Below are 14043 nucleotides of genomic sequence, written 5' to 3' on the forward strand. Positions count from 1 at the left end.
GCTCCTATCGATCCAGCACCGCGCGGATCGTCTCCATGGCCGTTACCAGCCGGCGGGAAACCTCGCGGTTGACTTCTTCAAGACGATTGGCGCGAAATTCGGCCTGATCCAGCTCATGCGCGAGCCTTGCGCGGTCAACATGAACCCGCTTGACCTCATTATCGATCTCGCCCGTCTCCCTTTGCCGCTCGATACGCATATCGATGGCATTTTCGAGATTTGTGATGGCAGCATTCAGCTCCGTCAGCGCAGATTGTACGGTCTTCTCAGCCGACATCGTTTTTTCCAACTCGCACGCAACCGGCCGAATCGTCCGGTTTCAGGCCTTTTCAACAATCACGAGGTTATTACCCGATTTACCATCCCGTCAATCAAACCAGTGCATTGAGGCGTTTTGCTCTGTGGATGAACGAAGGAGCAGCGGCACATATCGCATGGATTTTGTCAGGATGCCCGATTTTCTAAACGATTTTTTCTCCCTGAGGGAACCGCAAACGCCCGTGGATTTATTGACTTGCCTGCCTCACCTGCTATGGATCAACCCGCTTTTTGGATAGTTGCGTAAAACTATCTCCTTTCACCCGGAAACAGACGGAAAAGCCATGATTTCTCGCGACAAACACAACCGGATGGCCAATGCGATCCGCTTTCTTGCCATGGATGCAGTGGAGAAGGCCAATTCCGGCCATCCCGGACTGCCGATGGGCGCCGCCGATGTCGCCACCGTTCTTTTCACCCGTTACCTGAAATTCGATCCCAAGGCGCCGCTCTGGGCTGACCGTGACCGCTTCGTGCTGTCGGCAGGCCATGGTTCGATGCTGCTTTACTCGCTGCTCTATTTGACGGGCTACGAGGACATGACGATCGACGAGATCAAGCGCTTCCGTCAGTTCGGTTCCAAAACCGCCGGCCACCCCGAATATGGCCATGCGACCGGCATCGAAACGACCACCGGCCCGCTCGGCCAGGGCATCGCCAATGCCGTCGGCATGGCTATCGCTGAGCGCAAGCTGGAAGAGGAATTCGGCTCCGACCTGCAGAGCCACTTCACCTACGTGCTGTGCGGCGACGGCTGCCTCATGGAAGGCATCAGCCACGAAGCCATCGCGCTTGCCGGGCATCTGAAGCTCAACAAGCTCGTTCTGTTCTGGGACGACAACAACATCACCATCGACGGTGAAGTTGGCCTTTCCGACAGCACCGACCAGATCGCCCGCTTCCAGGCCGTGCACTGGAACACCATCCGCGTCGACGGCCATGATCCGGATGCGATTGCAGCCGCCATCGAAGCCGCACAGAAATCCGACCGGCCGACCTTCATCGCCTGCAAGACCGTGATCGGTTTCGGCGCGCCCAACAAGCAGGGCACCCACAAGGTCCACGGCAACCCGCTCGGCGCCGAAGAAATCGCCGCCGCCCGCAAGAGCCTCAACTGGGAAGCCGAAGCTTTCGTCATTCCGGAAGATGTGCTCGATGCATGGCGCCTCGCCGGCCTGCGCTCCACCAAGGCCCGCCAGGACTGGGAAGCCCGCCTCGAAGCGACCGAAGCCGGCAAGAAGGCCGAGTTCAAGCGCCGTTTCGCCGGCGACCTGCCCGGCAACTTCGACAGCGCGATCGATGCCTTCAAGAAGAAGATCATCGAAAACAACCCGACCGTCGCCACCCGCAAGGCTTCTGAAGACTCGCTTGAAGTCATCAACGGCATCCTGCCGGAAATGGTCGGCGGTTCGGCTGACCTGACGCCGTCCAACAACACCAAGACCAGCCAAATGAAGTCCATCACGCCGACGGACTTCTCCGGTCGTTACCTGCATTACGGTATCCGCGAGCACGGCATGGCGGCGGCGATGAACGGCATCGCGCTGCATGGCGGTCTCATCCCCTATGCCGGCGGCTTCCTGATCTTCTCGGATTATTGCCGTCCGTCGATCCGCCTTGCCGCACTCATGGGCATCCGCGTCGTGCACGTCCTGACGCATGATTCCATCGGTGTCGGCGAAGACGGCCCGACCCACCAGCCGGTGGAGCAGATCGCAGCGCTGCGCGCCATTCCGAACCTTCTCCTCTTCCGCCCGGCGGATGAAACCGAGACGGCGGAATGCTGGCAGCTGGCGCTTGAGCAAAAGCATCGTCCGTCTGCGCTGGCGCTCACCCGCCAGAACCTTGCGCCCTCGCGCAAGGAATATGAAGAGAAGAACCTTTCCGCTTACGGCGCTTACGAACTCGTATCCGCAAGCGACGCCAAGGTTTCGATCTTCGCGTCCGGTTCGGAAGTTGAAGTGGCGCTCAAGGCCGCCGCGATGCTGAAGGACAACGGCGTTTCCGCCCGCGTCGTTTCCGTTCCCTGCTTCGAGCTTTTCAAGGAACAGCCGGAAACCTACCGCAACGCCATCATCGGCAAGGCTCCGGTCAAGATCGCAGTCGAAGCCGCCATCCGCCAGGGCTGGGATTATTTCATCGGCTCCGACGGCGCATTCGTCGGCATGCATTCCTTCGGTGCATCCGCACCGGCGAAGGATCTCTTCAAGCACTTCGGCATCACGGCGGAAGCCGTTGTCGCCGCAGTCGAGGCAAAACTTGCATGAGGGCTTCCCAAGCCCTCACATTCCACAAAGACCAAGCACATATCTTGTTCGGGAGACTGTAAATGACTGTAAAAGTTGCCATTAACGGCTTTGGCCGCATCGGCCGCAATGTTCTGCGCGCCATCGTCGAATCCGGCCGCACCGATATCGAAGTCGTTGCCATCAACGACCTCGGCCCGGTTGAAACCAACGCCCATCTGCTGCGCTACGATTCGATCCACGGCAAGTTCCCTGCCGACGTGAAGGTCGAAGGCGACACGATCATCGTTGGCGGCGGCAAGCCGATCAAGGTGACGGCCGTTCGCGATCCGGCAACGCTGCCGCACAAGGAACTCGGCGTTGATATCGCGCTCGAATGCACGGGTATCTTCACCGCCCGCGACAAGGCGGCAGCACACCTGACGGCAGGCGCCAAGCGCGTCATCGTTTCGGCTCCTGCTGACGGCGCAGACCTCACGGTCGTCTTCGGCGTCAACGACGATCAGCTGACGAAGGACCATCTGGTCATTTCCAACGCGTCCTGCACCACCAACTGCCTCGTGCCGGTTGTGAAGGTTCTCGATGACGTCGTTGGCATCGATCATGGCTTCATGACCACGATCCACTCCTACACCGGCGACCAGCCGACGCTGGACACCATGCACAAGGATCTGTACCGCGCCCGCGCCGCAGCCCTGTCCATGATCCCGACCTCGACGGGCGCAGCCAAGGCCGTTGGCCTCGTTCTGCCGCACCTCAAGGGCAAGCTGGACGGCACGTCGATCCGCGTTCCGACCCCGAACGTTTCGGTTGTCGACTTCAAGTTCATCGCCAAGCGCGACACGACGGTTGAGGAAGTCAACGAAGCGATCAAGTCCGCATCCAACGGCAAGCTGAAGGGCATCCTTGGCTACACCGAAGAGCCGCTGGTCTCCCGCGACTTCAACCATGACAGCCATTCCTCGATCTTCGCGATCGACCAGACGAAAGTCATGGAAGGCAAGTTCGTGCGCGTTCTGTCCTGGTACGACAACGAGTGGGGCTTCTCCAACCGCATGTCGGACACGGCCGTCGCATTCGCGAAGACCATCTAAGCGGAACTCAGTTCGATCAAAAAGCCGGCAGGAGCAATCCTGCCGGCTTTTTATTTGTAAAAATGCCGACGGGAACGAGGAAACCCGTCGGCATCGATCCGGAAGCAAGGCGGGGCGCTTCGGATCGAAACCATCGTTGGGGCAAGACGGGCCAACCCGCAGCCAGCGCCGGCGCGCAACCGTCACCTTCTGTTGTTGATGATGATTGGGTCCCGCGAGCCGGCATTGCTCCAGATCGTATCGAAAGTCTGTTGCCTCAACTCACTTTGCTGCATGGAAAGTTTCATCATGCAGTCGGCAGCATCCCGCGAGCCTTCAGGGTAACCAAAGGAGCGGCAGCGCTCGCGTTGCGCGGCCATGTTTTCAGCCGTCTGTTCCGTACTGGAGCAACCCGAAACGATCGCGCCCGCCGCCAATACTATAATAATTCCAGTAATATTTATCCGTTTCATCCGATCGCTCCGGTAATGTTGAAAAGCAATTCGGACGAGAGAACTAACGCAGCTGCATTGTCTCTATGTTACGTCAAGACGACGGAAGATGAATTGTTTCTGCGGGGGGGGGTATCTGCCGCTATCCACGCCATGTATTTTTTCGTCCGCAGGCCGAGAAAATTCCCTTTTCTTGCCTTTGTCTGGTCCACTTTGAGACGGACAAGAGACACAGGGATAACGGTCGTGCGCAATGCACTTCGGCCCTGCCGTATCATTCGATACACCCCGCCTTGCGTCGCCTTTCAACGCCACCCGAAACAGCGCTGACAGACCGCAACCCGTGGCGCATTGACTGCAGACGCGCAGAGCATTCATTGCGGCGGTCAAGGCGGTTTGAATGAGGCGGTGGACGTGGAATCATTTTATCTTCTGTTGCTGGTCGCAACTGTTCTGGTTCTCGTCGCGGCGTTTTCGAGCCTCATCGCCTTCCGCTTCGGCGCACCTCTCCTGTTACTCTTCCTGATGATCGGCCTTGCGGCGGGTGTGGATGGCCTCGGCATTGAATTCACCAACAATCCACTGGCCTATATGCTCGGTTCGCTCGTGCTTGCCGTCATTCTTTTCGATTCCGGTTTCGGTACGTCGATACAATCCTTCCGGCTTTCGGCAGCACCCGCCGTCGCTCTCGCCACGGTCGGCGTCATTCTCACATCCGTCTTTTTCGCGGGCGCGGCCGCCCTGCTGCTCGGGCTTTCCTGGCTGGAGGGCCTGCTGCTTGGCGCCATCGTCGCCTCCACGGATGCGGCCGCCGTTTTCTTCCTGCTGCGCATCGGCGGCATTCATATCCGCGATCAGGTGCGCTCCACGCTGGAAGTCGAATCCGGCACCAACGATCCCATGGCGATCTTCCTCACCATCGCCCTGGTCGAAATCATCGCCAAAGGTCAGGGGCTTGCTGGCATCGACAGCGGCTTTCTGCTGCTTTTCATCGAGCAGATGGGCCTTGGCGTGATTTTCGGCCTGCTCGGCGGGATCATGATCGCCACCGTCGTCAATCGATTCGCCGCCGACCGCGGGCTCGCGCCGATCTTCGTGCTGGCGCTGGCGCTGCTCGTCTTCTCCTTCACCGGCACCATTGGCGGCAGCGGTTTTCTGGCGGTCTATGTGGCGGGCATAGTCGCCGGCAACCGCCGGATTTTCGCCAAGGAAACCATCCGCCGTTTCCACGAAGGGCTGACCTGGCTTGCCCAGATCATCATGTTCCTGATGCTCGGCCTTCTCGCCACACCGTCGCAATTTCCGGCGATCGCCATCCCCGCCGTCCTGCTGGCGCTGTTCCTGATTTTCGTCGCACGCCCGCTCGCGGTGTGGCTGAGCCTTATGCCCTTCAACTATACCCAGCAGGAAACATCCTTCGTGGCCTGGGTGGGCTTGCGCGGCGCGGTCTCCATCCTGCTCGCCATCATGCCCATTCTCGGCGGGCTTGATAATGCGCAGATCTATTTCAACGCCGCCTTCATCATCGTGCTAGTGTCGCTGCTGGTGCAGGGCTGGACCATCAAGCCGGTGGCGACAAGGCTGGGGTTGATCGTGCCGCCGCGCATGGGCGAGGTGGACAAGCTCGAGGTGGACCTTCCGGGCACCGCCAATCATGAACTGATTTCCTACCGGGTCGCCAAGGGCAGCGCCATCATGCAGGGTGAACGTATTCCCCGCTGGGCCATGCCCTCGCTGGTTGTGCGCGACGGCAAATCGATCCGCTACCAATATGCCGGACGGCTGCGTGAAAACGATCTTGTTTATCTTTTCATCGCGCCCGGCTATTCCCGCCTGATCGACCGGCTGTTCGCCAGCGCCCTGCCGGTTGCTGATGACGACGCCGATTTCTTCGGCACCTTCGCGATCTCACCCGCCCGCCCGGCGAAGGAGCTGGACGCGGCCTATGGTCCCGGCCTGCTTTCGCCCGCCGAACAGGTGATGAGCGTCGCCGAACTCATCGAGGCGCGTCTTGCCGGAAAGGCCGATTATGCCGACCGTGTGCGCCTCGGCTCCATCGTTCTGATCGTCCGCGCACTGGACGAGCATGAGGCAATCACCGGCGTCGGAATTTCGCTCGAACCGGTGGAACCGGCCACCAGCCTGCCGATCTTCATCAGCTTTTCGGAAATCCTCAACCGTGTGCGTGATTATCTGGCGCAGAAGCGTCAGCCACGCCCCGCCGGCGTTGAAGAAAACGCCTCCGCCCCGGCCAATACAGTGAGAGAAAATGAGGCCTGACCGGCTTGCGTCGTCAATCAGGCATAGTATGGTCCGTGCCGAACTCGCAACAAATCAGGATCGACCTATGCCCGCTTTCAAGACCCTCGACGACCTCAACGACATTGCCGGAAAGCGCGTTCTCGTCCGCGTTGATCTCAACGTACCGGTCGCGGATGGCAAGGTGACGGACGCAACCCGTATCGAACGTGTTGCGCCGACCATTCTGGAACTGTCCTCAAAGGGCGCGAAAGTCATCCTGCTCGCTCATTTCGGCCGTCCGAAGGGCGAACCGGTCGCCGACATGTCACTTTCCCAGATCGTGCCCGCCGTCGAGGAAGTGCTGGATCACGCCGTTTCCTTCGCCTCCGATTGCATCGGCGCACCGGCGGCGGATGCCGTCGCGAAACTGAACGACGGCGATATCCTGCTTCTGGAAAACACCCGCTTCCACAAGGGCGAAGAAAAGAACGATCCCGCCTTCGTCGAGGCTCTGGCGGCCAACGGCGATGTCTATGTGAACGACGCCTTCTCCGCCGCCCACCGCGCCCACGCCTCCACCGAAGGCCTTGCGCGCCACCTGCCCGCTTATGCCGGGCGCACCATGCAGGCCGAGCTTGAGGCGCTGGAAAAGGGCCTCGGCCAGCCGGTCCGTCCGGTGGTCGCCATCGTCGGCGGCGCCAAGGTTTCGAGCAAGATCGATCTCCTGATGAACCTCGTCAAGAAGGTCGATGCCCTTGTCATCGGCGGCGGCATGGCCAACACCTTCCTCGCCGCCCGCGGCACAAATGTTGGCAAATCGCTCTGCGAGCATGATCTGGCCGAGACCGCAAAGCAGATCATGATCGAGGCGGCGACATCCGGCTGCGCCATCGTGCTGCCGGAAGACGGCGTGGTCGCCCGCGAGTTCAAGGCCGGTGCGGCCAATGAAACCGTCGACATCAACGCCATTCCCGCCGACGCCATGGTTCTCGATGTTGGCCCGAAATCGGTTGAAAGCATCAAGGCCTGGATTTCACGTGCGGAAACGCTGGTCTGGAACGGCCCGCTCGGCGCTTTCGAAATCGAGCCCTTCGACGCAGCGACTGTGGCTGCCGCGAAACACGCAGCCGAATGCACGAAGGCCGGCAAGCTCGTCTCCGTCGCCGGCGGCGGTGATACCGTGGCGGCACTCAACCATGCCGGCGTTTCGGACGATTTCACCTATATCTCGACGGCAGGCGGCGCCTTCCTCGAATGGATGGAAGGCAAGGAATTGCCAGGCGTTGCCATCCTGACCGCCGCCAAGTAAACTTACCCTACTTGCCTGACACAAGGCCGGACAAGCCATGCTTGTCCGGCCTTGTCTTTTGGTAAGCGGCACCTTGAGGAAAAGTTTCAAACGATTGAAATGATTTCAATCGTTTCAATGAGTTAGCGTGCCATTTCCCTGCCCTGGAACTTCTGTTATCGGAAATTTATTGTGCCTTGGGAGAATAGCAAATGACCGAACGTCTCGAAGACATCGCCATCAAAATGGTTGCCGACGGCAAGGGCCTGCTCGCAGCCGACGAATCCACAGGAACGATCAAAAAGCGTTTCGACAGCATCAATCTGGAGTCCACCGAGACCGCCCGCCGCGACTACCGCGAAATGCTGTTCCGCTCCGACGACGCCATGAAGAAATACATCTCCGGCGTCATTCTCTACGAAGAGACCCTGTTCCAGAAGGCCGCCGACGGCACGCCTTTCGTTGATATCATCAAGGCAGCCGGCAGCCTGCCGGGCATCAAGGTGGATATCGGCGCGAAGCCGATGGCTTTCCACCCTCACGAATTCATCACCGAAGGCCTCGACGGTCTTTACGAGCGCCTGCGCAAATATCATGAAGCCGGCGCCCGCTTCGCCAAGTGGCGCGGCGTCATCACCATCGGTGAACAGCGCCCGAGCTGGGGTTCTATCAAGGCAAACTCCCAGTCGCTCGCCCGTTACGCCGCTCTCTGCCAGCAGGCAGACATCGTGCCGATCGTGGAACCCGAAGTGCTGATGGACGGCGAACCGGGCACGCACGACATCGACCGCTGTGCGGAGGTCACGCAATGGGTTCTCCAGACCGTATTCGCGGATCTGTTCGACGCCCGCGTCAACCTGGAAGGCATGATCCTCAAGCCGAACATGATCATCGACGGCAAGAAAGCCCGCAAGGCTTCCGTCGAGGAAGTAGCGGAAAAGACTGTAAAGGTTCTGAAGGCGACCGTGCCATCAGCCGTTCCGGGCATCGCCTTCCTTTCCGGCGGCCAGTCCTCCGAAGAGGCGACGGCGCATCTCTCCGCCATGAATGCCGGCTACGACCTGCCCTGGTCGCTGACCTATTCCTACGGCCGCGCGCTTCAGGATACAGCCCTCAAGACCTGGGGCGGCAAGCAGGAAAATGTCGCCGCCGGCCAGCGCGCCTTCACGCACCGCGCCGCGATGAACAGCCTTGCCGCCAAGGGCAACTGGAAGCAGGAACTCGAAAAGGCAGCCTGAGGCCCTCGCCGGCAGGCATTTAGTCAAATAAAAGCCGCCCTCAGGGGCGGCTTTTTCGTTAAGGGCGCAGAAGCAGCGTCGCCGACCATATGACAAAGGCGGCAACCGCGATCTTCCAGCAATCGCCTCTTTTCTTCAGGCCCGGCAGGCCGAGCGGCCGGATGATCTGGATCGCCATGGCCAGCAGTAAAAAAAGGCCGATCGCCTTCGTCATTTATTGAGCCTTTTCTTTATTTCTGCATCGTCACAGGCTGGACATTTTTACCGTTCACCAGAAGAGTGCAACTCATTCGGGCAATGCCCGTCTATGGCCTGTCCGACCGTCCGTCCGAACGCATGAGAGTGTTTTCATGAGCAGAAATCTTCTACCCGTATTCGCTCTTTTATCCAGCACTCTGTTTCTTTTTCTCGGCAACGGCCTTCAGGGTCTCATCCTGCCCGTTCGTGGTTCGGCGGAAGGTTACTCCAATGAAATTCTGGGCTTTCTGGGCACTTCATGGGCGGCGGGCTTCGTCGTCGGCTGCTTTGTCGCGCCTGCCATCGTGCGCCGTGCGGGGCATGTGCGGGCATTCGGCTCCTTCGTGGCGCTGGTGTGCCTGACGGTGCTGATGACCGGCCTTATCATCGACGACACGTCGTGGATTGCACTGCGCGCGCTTACCGGCTTCTGCACGGCCGGCACCTCGATGATCATTGAAAGCTGGCTGAACGAGCGCGCCACCAATGAAAGCCGTGGCATGATCTTCTCGCTCTATATCGCCATCACGCTGCTCGGCGTCGTGGCGGGGCAGATGATCGTGCCAATGGGCGATATCAGCAATACGTCGCTGTTCATGATCTGCGGCATCATCTATTGCATCGCCATTCTGCCGGCCACGCTTTCGAAAGCGGCCAGTCCGCAACCGTTGCAGAAGGTGAAGCTGGATCTGCCGGCCCTTTACCGCAACTCGCCGGTCTCCTTCGTCGGCATCCTGATGATCGGCATTGCCAACGGCGCTTACGGTACGCTCGGCGCCGTCTTCGGCGCGCGCGCAGGTCTGGACCCGACCATGATCGCCATCATGGTTTCGGTCACGATTTTCGTCGGTGCGCTGGCGCAATTTCCGGCGGGAAGGCTTTCAGACCGGATAGACCGCCGATACGTGCTGGCGGGACTTGCCGGGCTTGGCGCGGTCGCGGGTCTCGCTGTCGCGGTGGTGCAACCGCATGACGTCTATGTGCTGATTTTCATGATCGCCATTTACGGCGCTGCCGCCAACGCGCTTTATCCCATCGCCGTGGCGCATGCCAACGACTTCGCCGCCTCGGAAGACTTCGTCAAGGTCTCGGGCGGCCTGCTCTTGCTTTACGGCATCGGCACCATCATCGGCCCGACACTCGGCGGCGCGATCATGACCCATTCTGGCCCCTATGCCCTGTTTCTGGTGACGGCTGTGGCGCATCTGCTCATCACCGCCTACGCCATCATCAGAAGTCGCCAGCGCGCAGCACTTTCAACCGAGGAAAAAGACAATTTCTCGACCATGATGCCGACGACGCCCTCACCGCTCGTCACGCCGGAGAGTATTGCGCTTGACCCGCGCGCGCAGCAATATCCCGCAGACGATGGCGACTATGTGGAAAAAGGAGCAGGCATATGAGCCTCTTTGACGATGACCGTCCGCAAAAGCCGGTAGCGCACGAGATCGGCGGCGATCTCAGCCTTCTTTCGGTGGACGAACTGAGCAGCCGTATCGATCTTCTGCAAGCCGAAATCACCCGGCTGGAAGAGGAGAGGACACGGAAATCCGCCGGCAGGCAGGCGGCTGAGAATCTCTTCCGATCCTGACGCGCACTTGAGAATAGACATGGGACTGCACTTCCAATGCCTAAAGCTGCGGCTCAGGCGGTATCTGGAAGTGAATATCCGGGGCAGTCTTTCGTTTACCATTAACCAAAAATTAAGCTTTCTGAGAGATTACTATACATGTCCAGTTCTTCTGGACCTCAGGCATCTTCTCCATACGGCGAATTGGTCTGATTTTTCTCCCTGTTTTACCTTGAGAGCCGCTTTCGCGGCTCTTTTTTTGCCGCTCGCCGGATTCCGTAAAACTGTGGGTATTAACCCTTCTTTAATAATTGCCTTGCGCATTTCAGGTAAAGATACCATCCTGAAAACACTAAAGGCCGGAACAAAATATCCGGATCGTCGTTGCCTGACAGTGTGGTGCGTGAGCAGGGATTTAAAGAAAATGTCGGAACAGGTTTTAAATACCATAAGCTTTGCGGGTCGCGCGGCTGCTTCCAACCAGTTCAAGACCCTCTATACCGAAGGCATGACCTTGGTTGAGGAAACGGCAAGTTATCTCGATGGCGCCGGCCGCGCCGCCTCCAAGGTGCTGCCGCGCATGGCCTCTGTGCTCTATGCGGCGGAATCAATGCGCCTCACCACCCGCCTGATGCAGATGGCCTCCTGGCTGCTTCTGCAGCGCGCCGTCAACAATGGCGAGATGACGCGCGACCAGGTTCTGAGCGAAAAGAACAAGGTGCGGCTCGACAGCTTCAATGTCGACCGTAACGCGCCCGGCTGGAACGACCTGCCCGAATCCTTCCGCGACCTCATCGAACGGTCGCTGCGCCTCCAGAACCGCATCGCCCTGCTCGACCGCGAAATCTATCGCCCGTCCGAAGCCGCCAAGGTGCCGGACAATGAAAACAGCGTGCAGGCGCAGCTCAACCTTCTGCGCACGGCTTTCTCGATCAACTGAGAAAAGACGACCTTATCCGGACAATTTGAAAAGCAGGCTGAAAAGCCTGCTTTTTTGTTTTGGTCGTTACACCCATATGTACAGCCGCGAAAATCAGACAACAAAAAAGCCCGGTAAAACCGGGCTTTTTTTAAACGATCCGTCCGCAAGTGGATCAGAGGCCGAGGCCGCCGAAACGCTTGTTGAACTTGGAAACGCGACCACCGCGGTCCATAAGCTGCTGGTTGCCGCCCGTCCATGCCGGATGGGACTTGGGGTCGATTTCAAGGTTCATGACTGCGCCTTCCGAACCCCAGGTAGAGCGGGTTTCGTATTCGGTGCCATCGGTCATGACGACCTTGATCGTGTGATAAGCGGGATGGATATCAGCCTTCATGACAATCTTCCTGGTTAAGTGACGTGCGGTCCATTTGCCGCAATTGCGTCAACTGAGCCATTTTAATAAATGAAGCCATAGACCAGATGGGCTATGGCTTCCCAATTCGATGCGGAGCCTATACATGAAGGTCGCCCAGATAACAAGAGCCTGCTATCCCCTTGTGAAAGGAGATGGCCGCAGGGGCTGGAATTTTACCGCACGCCGGAAATTCATCCGCAAAAGGCCCAAAAACGGCATTGAACGAGGAGCATAGAGGACGTGGCAGACATTGACGAGCAGAAAGCTGCGAAACAGAGAAGCCTGAAGCCGCTTCTTGGCCTCTTCCCCTATCTGAGCCGTTATCGCGGCCTGATGGCGGCAGCCCTTTTCGCGCTTGTGCTGTCCTCCGCCACGACATTGGCCCTGCCGCTCGCCGTTCGCCGCATCATCGACCACGGTTTCCAGACGCCGGATGGCGGCATGATCAATAGCTATTTCGCCGTGCTTCTGGCGATTGCCGTTGTCCTCGCGCTCGCCAGCGCCATGCGTTATTATTACGTCATGACCATTGGTGAAAGGGTCGTTGCCGATCTGCGTCGCGATGTCTTTGCCCATCTCACCACCCTGTCGCAGCAGTTTTTCGATAGCAACAGATCCGGCGAACTGACCTCGCGACTGACCGCCGATACGGTGCAGATCCGCTCGGCTTTTGGATCGTCCGCCTCCGTGGCTTTGCGCAACATCATCATGTGCTGTGGCGCCGTGGCGATGATGATCTATACCAGCCCCGGCCTTTCCGGCCTCGCACTGCTTGCCATTCCCTTCATCGTTTTTCCTTTGATCGCCTTCGGGCGCTCGGTTCGCGCCCGCTCCCGCACTACGCAGGATACATTGGCCAATTCCGCCGCCTATGCTTCCGAGACGATCGCTGCGAGCCGCACCGTGCAGTCCTTTAACGCCGAGATGCTGGCAAATGCCCGTTATGGCGCTTCCGTGGAAGCCGCCTATCAGGGCGCTCGGGCGGCAATCGGCGCACGCTCCATTCTCACCGCCGTCGCCATCGCGCTGGTCTTCGGCAGCGTCGTCGGCATTCTCTGGTATGGCGCGCAAAGCGTCCTGTCGGGCAGCATGACGGCAGGCACGCTCGGTCAATTCGTGCTTTATTCGGTCATCGCCGCAAGCGGTCTCGGCCAGCTCTCGGAAGTCTGGGGGGAACTGGCGCAGGCGGGTGGTGCAGCCGAACGGCTTTCCGAATTGCTGAACGAGCGCTCGCCCGTCGCAGAACCTACAACACCCGTCGCCATGCCGCAGCCGCCGCGCGGCGAAGCCGAATTCGAAAATGTCGATTTTGTCTATCCGCTCGCGACAGGGCGGCCAATCGTCTCCGGCCTCTCCTTCAAGGTCAGCGCCGGCGAAACCGTCGCCATCGTCGGGCCTTCAGGTGCGGGCAAGAGCACGGTCTTTTCGCTGCTGATGCGCTTTTACGATCCGCAGCAGGGCAGCATCACCGTCGACGGCACGGATATCCGCGACGTCACCCTCGCCGATCTGCGCGCGCGCCTGTCCATCGTTCCGCAGGATGTGGCGATATTCGCCTCTTCCATCCACGACAATATCGCCTTCGGCCGACCTGACGCGACACGCGAGGAGGTGCGCGCCGCCGCCATCGCCGCACAGGCCGACAGCTTCATCGAACGTCTCACCGATGGATATGACACCCAGGTGGGCGAACGCGGCGTGACGCTTTCCGGCGGCCAGCGCCAGCGCATCGCCATTGCCCGCGCCATCCTGCGCAACGCGCCGATCCTGCTGCTCGACGAAGCGACCTCGGCGCTTGATGCGGAAAGCGAAACGCTGGTTCAAAAGGCGCTCGACGAACTGATGAAGACCCGCACCACCATCGTCATCGCTCACCGCCTCGCCACTGTGCTGAAGGCCGACCGTATTCTGGTGATGGATGAGGGCCGCATCATCGAGGAAGGCACGCATCAGAGCCTCATTCGCCAGAACGGCCTTTATGCGCGGCTTGCCCGGCTGCAATTTCAGACCGGGCCGGACGAATTGCGCGCCCAGGCTTAGTTC

At 59.5% G+C, this 14043-nt stretch carries 13 protein-coding genes; 9 read left to right on the forward strand and 4 right to left on the reverse strand.

The window, feature by feature from the left end; genetic code table 11:
* Nucleotides 1–4: 4 nt before the first annotated feature.
* On the reverse strand, nucleotides 5–277 hold the full coding sequence (locus WDZ78_RS02940; RefSeq protein ID WP_003506205.1) for a DUF4164 domain-containing protein: 273 nt from the start codon (nucleotides 275–277) through the stop codon (nucleotides 5–7).
* 325 nt (nucleotides 278–602) lie between these two features.
* Between WDZ78_RS02940 and tkt the strand changes: the two genes are divergently transcribed.
* Together tkt and gap are read left to right on the forward strand one after the other, a co-directional pair.
* Nucleotides 603–2585: a transketolase gene (tkt, locus tag WDZ78_RS02945; protein WP_026364041.1), complete on the forward strand. Its 1983-nt coding sequence runs from the start codon at nucleotides 603–605 to the stop codon at nucleotides 2583–2585.
* 62 nt (nucleotides 2586–2647) lie between these two features.
* Complete coding sequence (gap, locus tag WDZ78_RS02950) at nucleotides 2648–3658, forward strand: type I glyceraldehyde-3-phosphate dehydrogenase (protein WP_003511409.1); 1011 nt, start codon at nucleotides 2648–2650, stop codon at nucleotides 3656–3658.
* Between the two features lie 182 nt (nucleotides 3659–3840).
* Here the strand turns inward: gap and WDZ78_RS02955 are convergent, their stop codons facing one another.
* Entirely contained in the window at nucleotides 3841–4110 is a 270-nt protein-coding gene (locus WDZ78_RS02955) for a hypothetical protein (protein WP_020012223.1), read from the reverse strand.
* A 393-nt stretch (nucleotides 4111–4503) separates the two neighbouring features.
* Here WDZ78_RS02955 and WDZ78_RS02960 point away from each other — a divergent pair, with 393 nt between their 5' ends.
* The 3 genes from WDZ78_RS02960 (at nucleotide 4504) to WDZ78_RS02970 (ending at nucleotide 8856) form a co-directional block, all read left to right on the forward strand.
* A complete protein-coding gene (locus tag WDZ78_RS02960) occupies nucleotides 4504–6369 on the forward strand; it encodes a potassium/proton antiporter (RefSeq protein WP_425672276.1) in 1866 nt (621 codons plus the stop codon).
* A 67-nt stretch (nucleotides 6370–6436) separates the two neighbouring features.
* Nucleotides 6437–7639 carry a phosphoglycerate kinase gene (locus WDZ78_RS02965; RefSeq protein ID WP_425672277.1) on the forward strand — a complete coding sequence of 401 codons (1203 nt, stop codon included), beginning with the start codon at nucleotides 6437–6439 and terminating at the stop codon, nucleotides 7637–7639.
* Nucleotides 7640–7830: 191 nt separating this feature from the next.
* A complete protein-coding gene (locus tag WDZ78_RS02970) occupies nucleotides 7831–8856 on the forward strand; it encodes a class I fructose-bisphosphate aldolase (protein ID WP_003523197.1) in 1026 nt (341 codons plus the stop codon).
* A 58-nt stretch (nucleotides 8857–8914) separates the two neighbouring features.
* On the opposite strand, the gene WDZ78_RS02975 is transcribed toward WDZ78_RS02970, so the two are convergent.
* The gene (locus tag WDZ78_RS02975) at nucleotides 8915–9070 is read right to left on the reverse strand and encodes a hypothetical protein (protein WP_003506189.1); all 156 of its coding nucleotides are present in this window, start codon (nucleotides 9068–9070) and stop codon (nucleotides 8915–8917) included.
* A 136-nt stretch (nucleotides 9071–9206) separates the two neighbouring features.
* Here WDZ78_RS02975 and WDZ78_RS02980 point away from each other — a divergent pair, with 136 nt between their 5' ends.
* From WDZ78_RS02980 to WDZ78_RS02990, 3 genes are all read left to right on the forward strand, one after another.
* A complete protein-coding gene (locus tag WDZ78_RS02980; protein WP_020012226.1) occupies nucleotides 9207–10496 on the forward strand; it encodes an MFS transporter in 1290 nt (429 codons plus the stop codon).
* A complete protein-coding gene (locus WDZ78_RS02985) occupies nucleotides 10493–10684 on the forward strand; it encodes a DUF1192 domain-containing protein (RefSeq protein WP_020012227.1) in 192 nt (63 codons plus the stop codon). Before WDZ78_RS02980 ends, WDZ78_RS02985 begins: the two co-directional genes overlap by 4 nt.
* A gap of 403 nt (nucleotides 10685–11087) precedes the next feature.
* Nucleotides 11088–11603 (forward strand): DUF1465 family protein, encoded by a 516-nt coding sequence (locus WDZ78_RS02990; protein WP_003506184.1) that lies wholly within the window; start codon nucleotides 11088–11090, stop codon nucleotides 11601–11603.
* Nucleotides 11604–11757: 154 nt separating this feature from the next.
* Here the strand turns inward: WDZ78_RS02990 and rpmE are convergent, their stop codons facing one another.
* On the reverse strand, nucleotides 11758–11979 hold the full coding sequence (rpmE, locus tag WDZ78_RS02995; protein ID WP_003506183.1) for a 50S ribosomal protein L31: 222 nt from the start codon (nucleotides 11977–11979) through the stop codon (nucleotides 11758–11760).
* A gap of 261 nt (nucleotides 11980–12240) precedes the next feature.
* On the opposite strand from rpmE, the gene WDZ78_RS03000 reads away from it, so the two are divergent.
* A complete protein-coding gene (locus tag WDZ78_RS03000) occupies nucleotides 12241–14040 on the forward strand; it encodes an ABC transporter transmembrane domain-containing protein (RefSeq protein WP_425672278.1) in 1800 nt (599 codons plus the stop codon).
* The last annotated feature ends 3 nt before the right edge of the window (nucleotides 14041–14043 follow it).

This window comes from Agrobacterium sp. M50-1 (assembly GCF_049843495.1).
GTDB classification, from domain to species: Bacteria; Pseudomonadota; Alphaproteobacteria; order Rhizobiales; family Rhizobiaceae; genus Agrobacterium; species Agrobacterium radiobacter.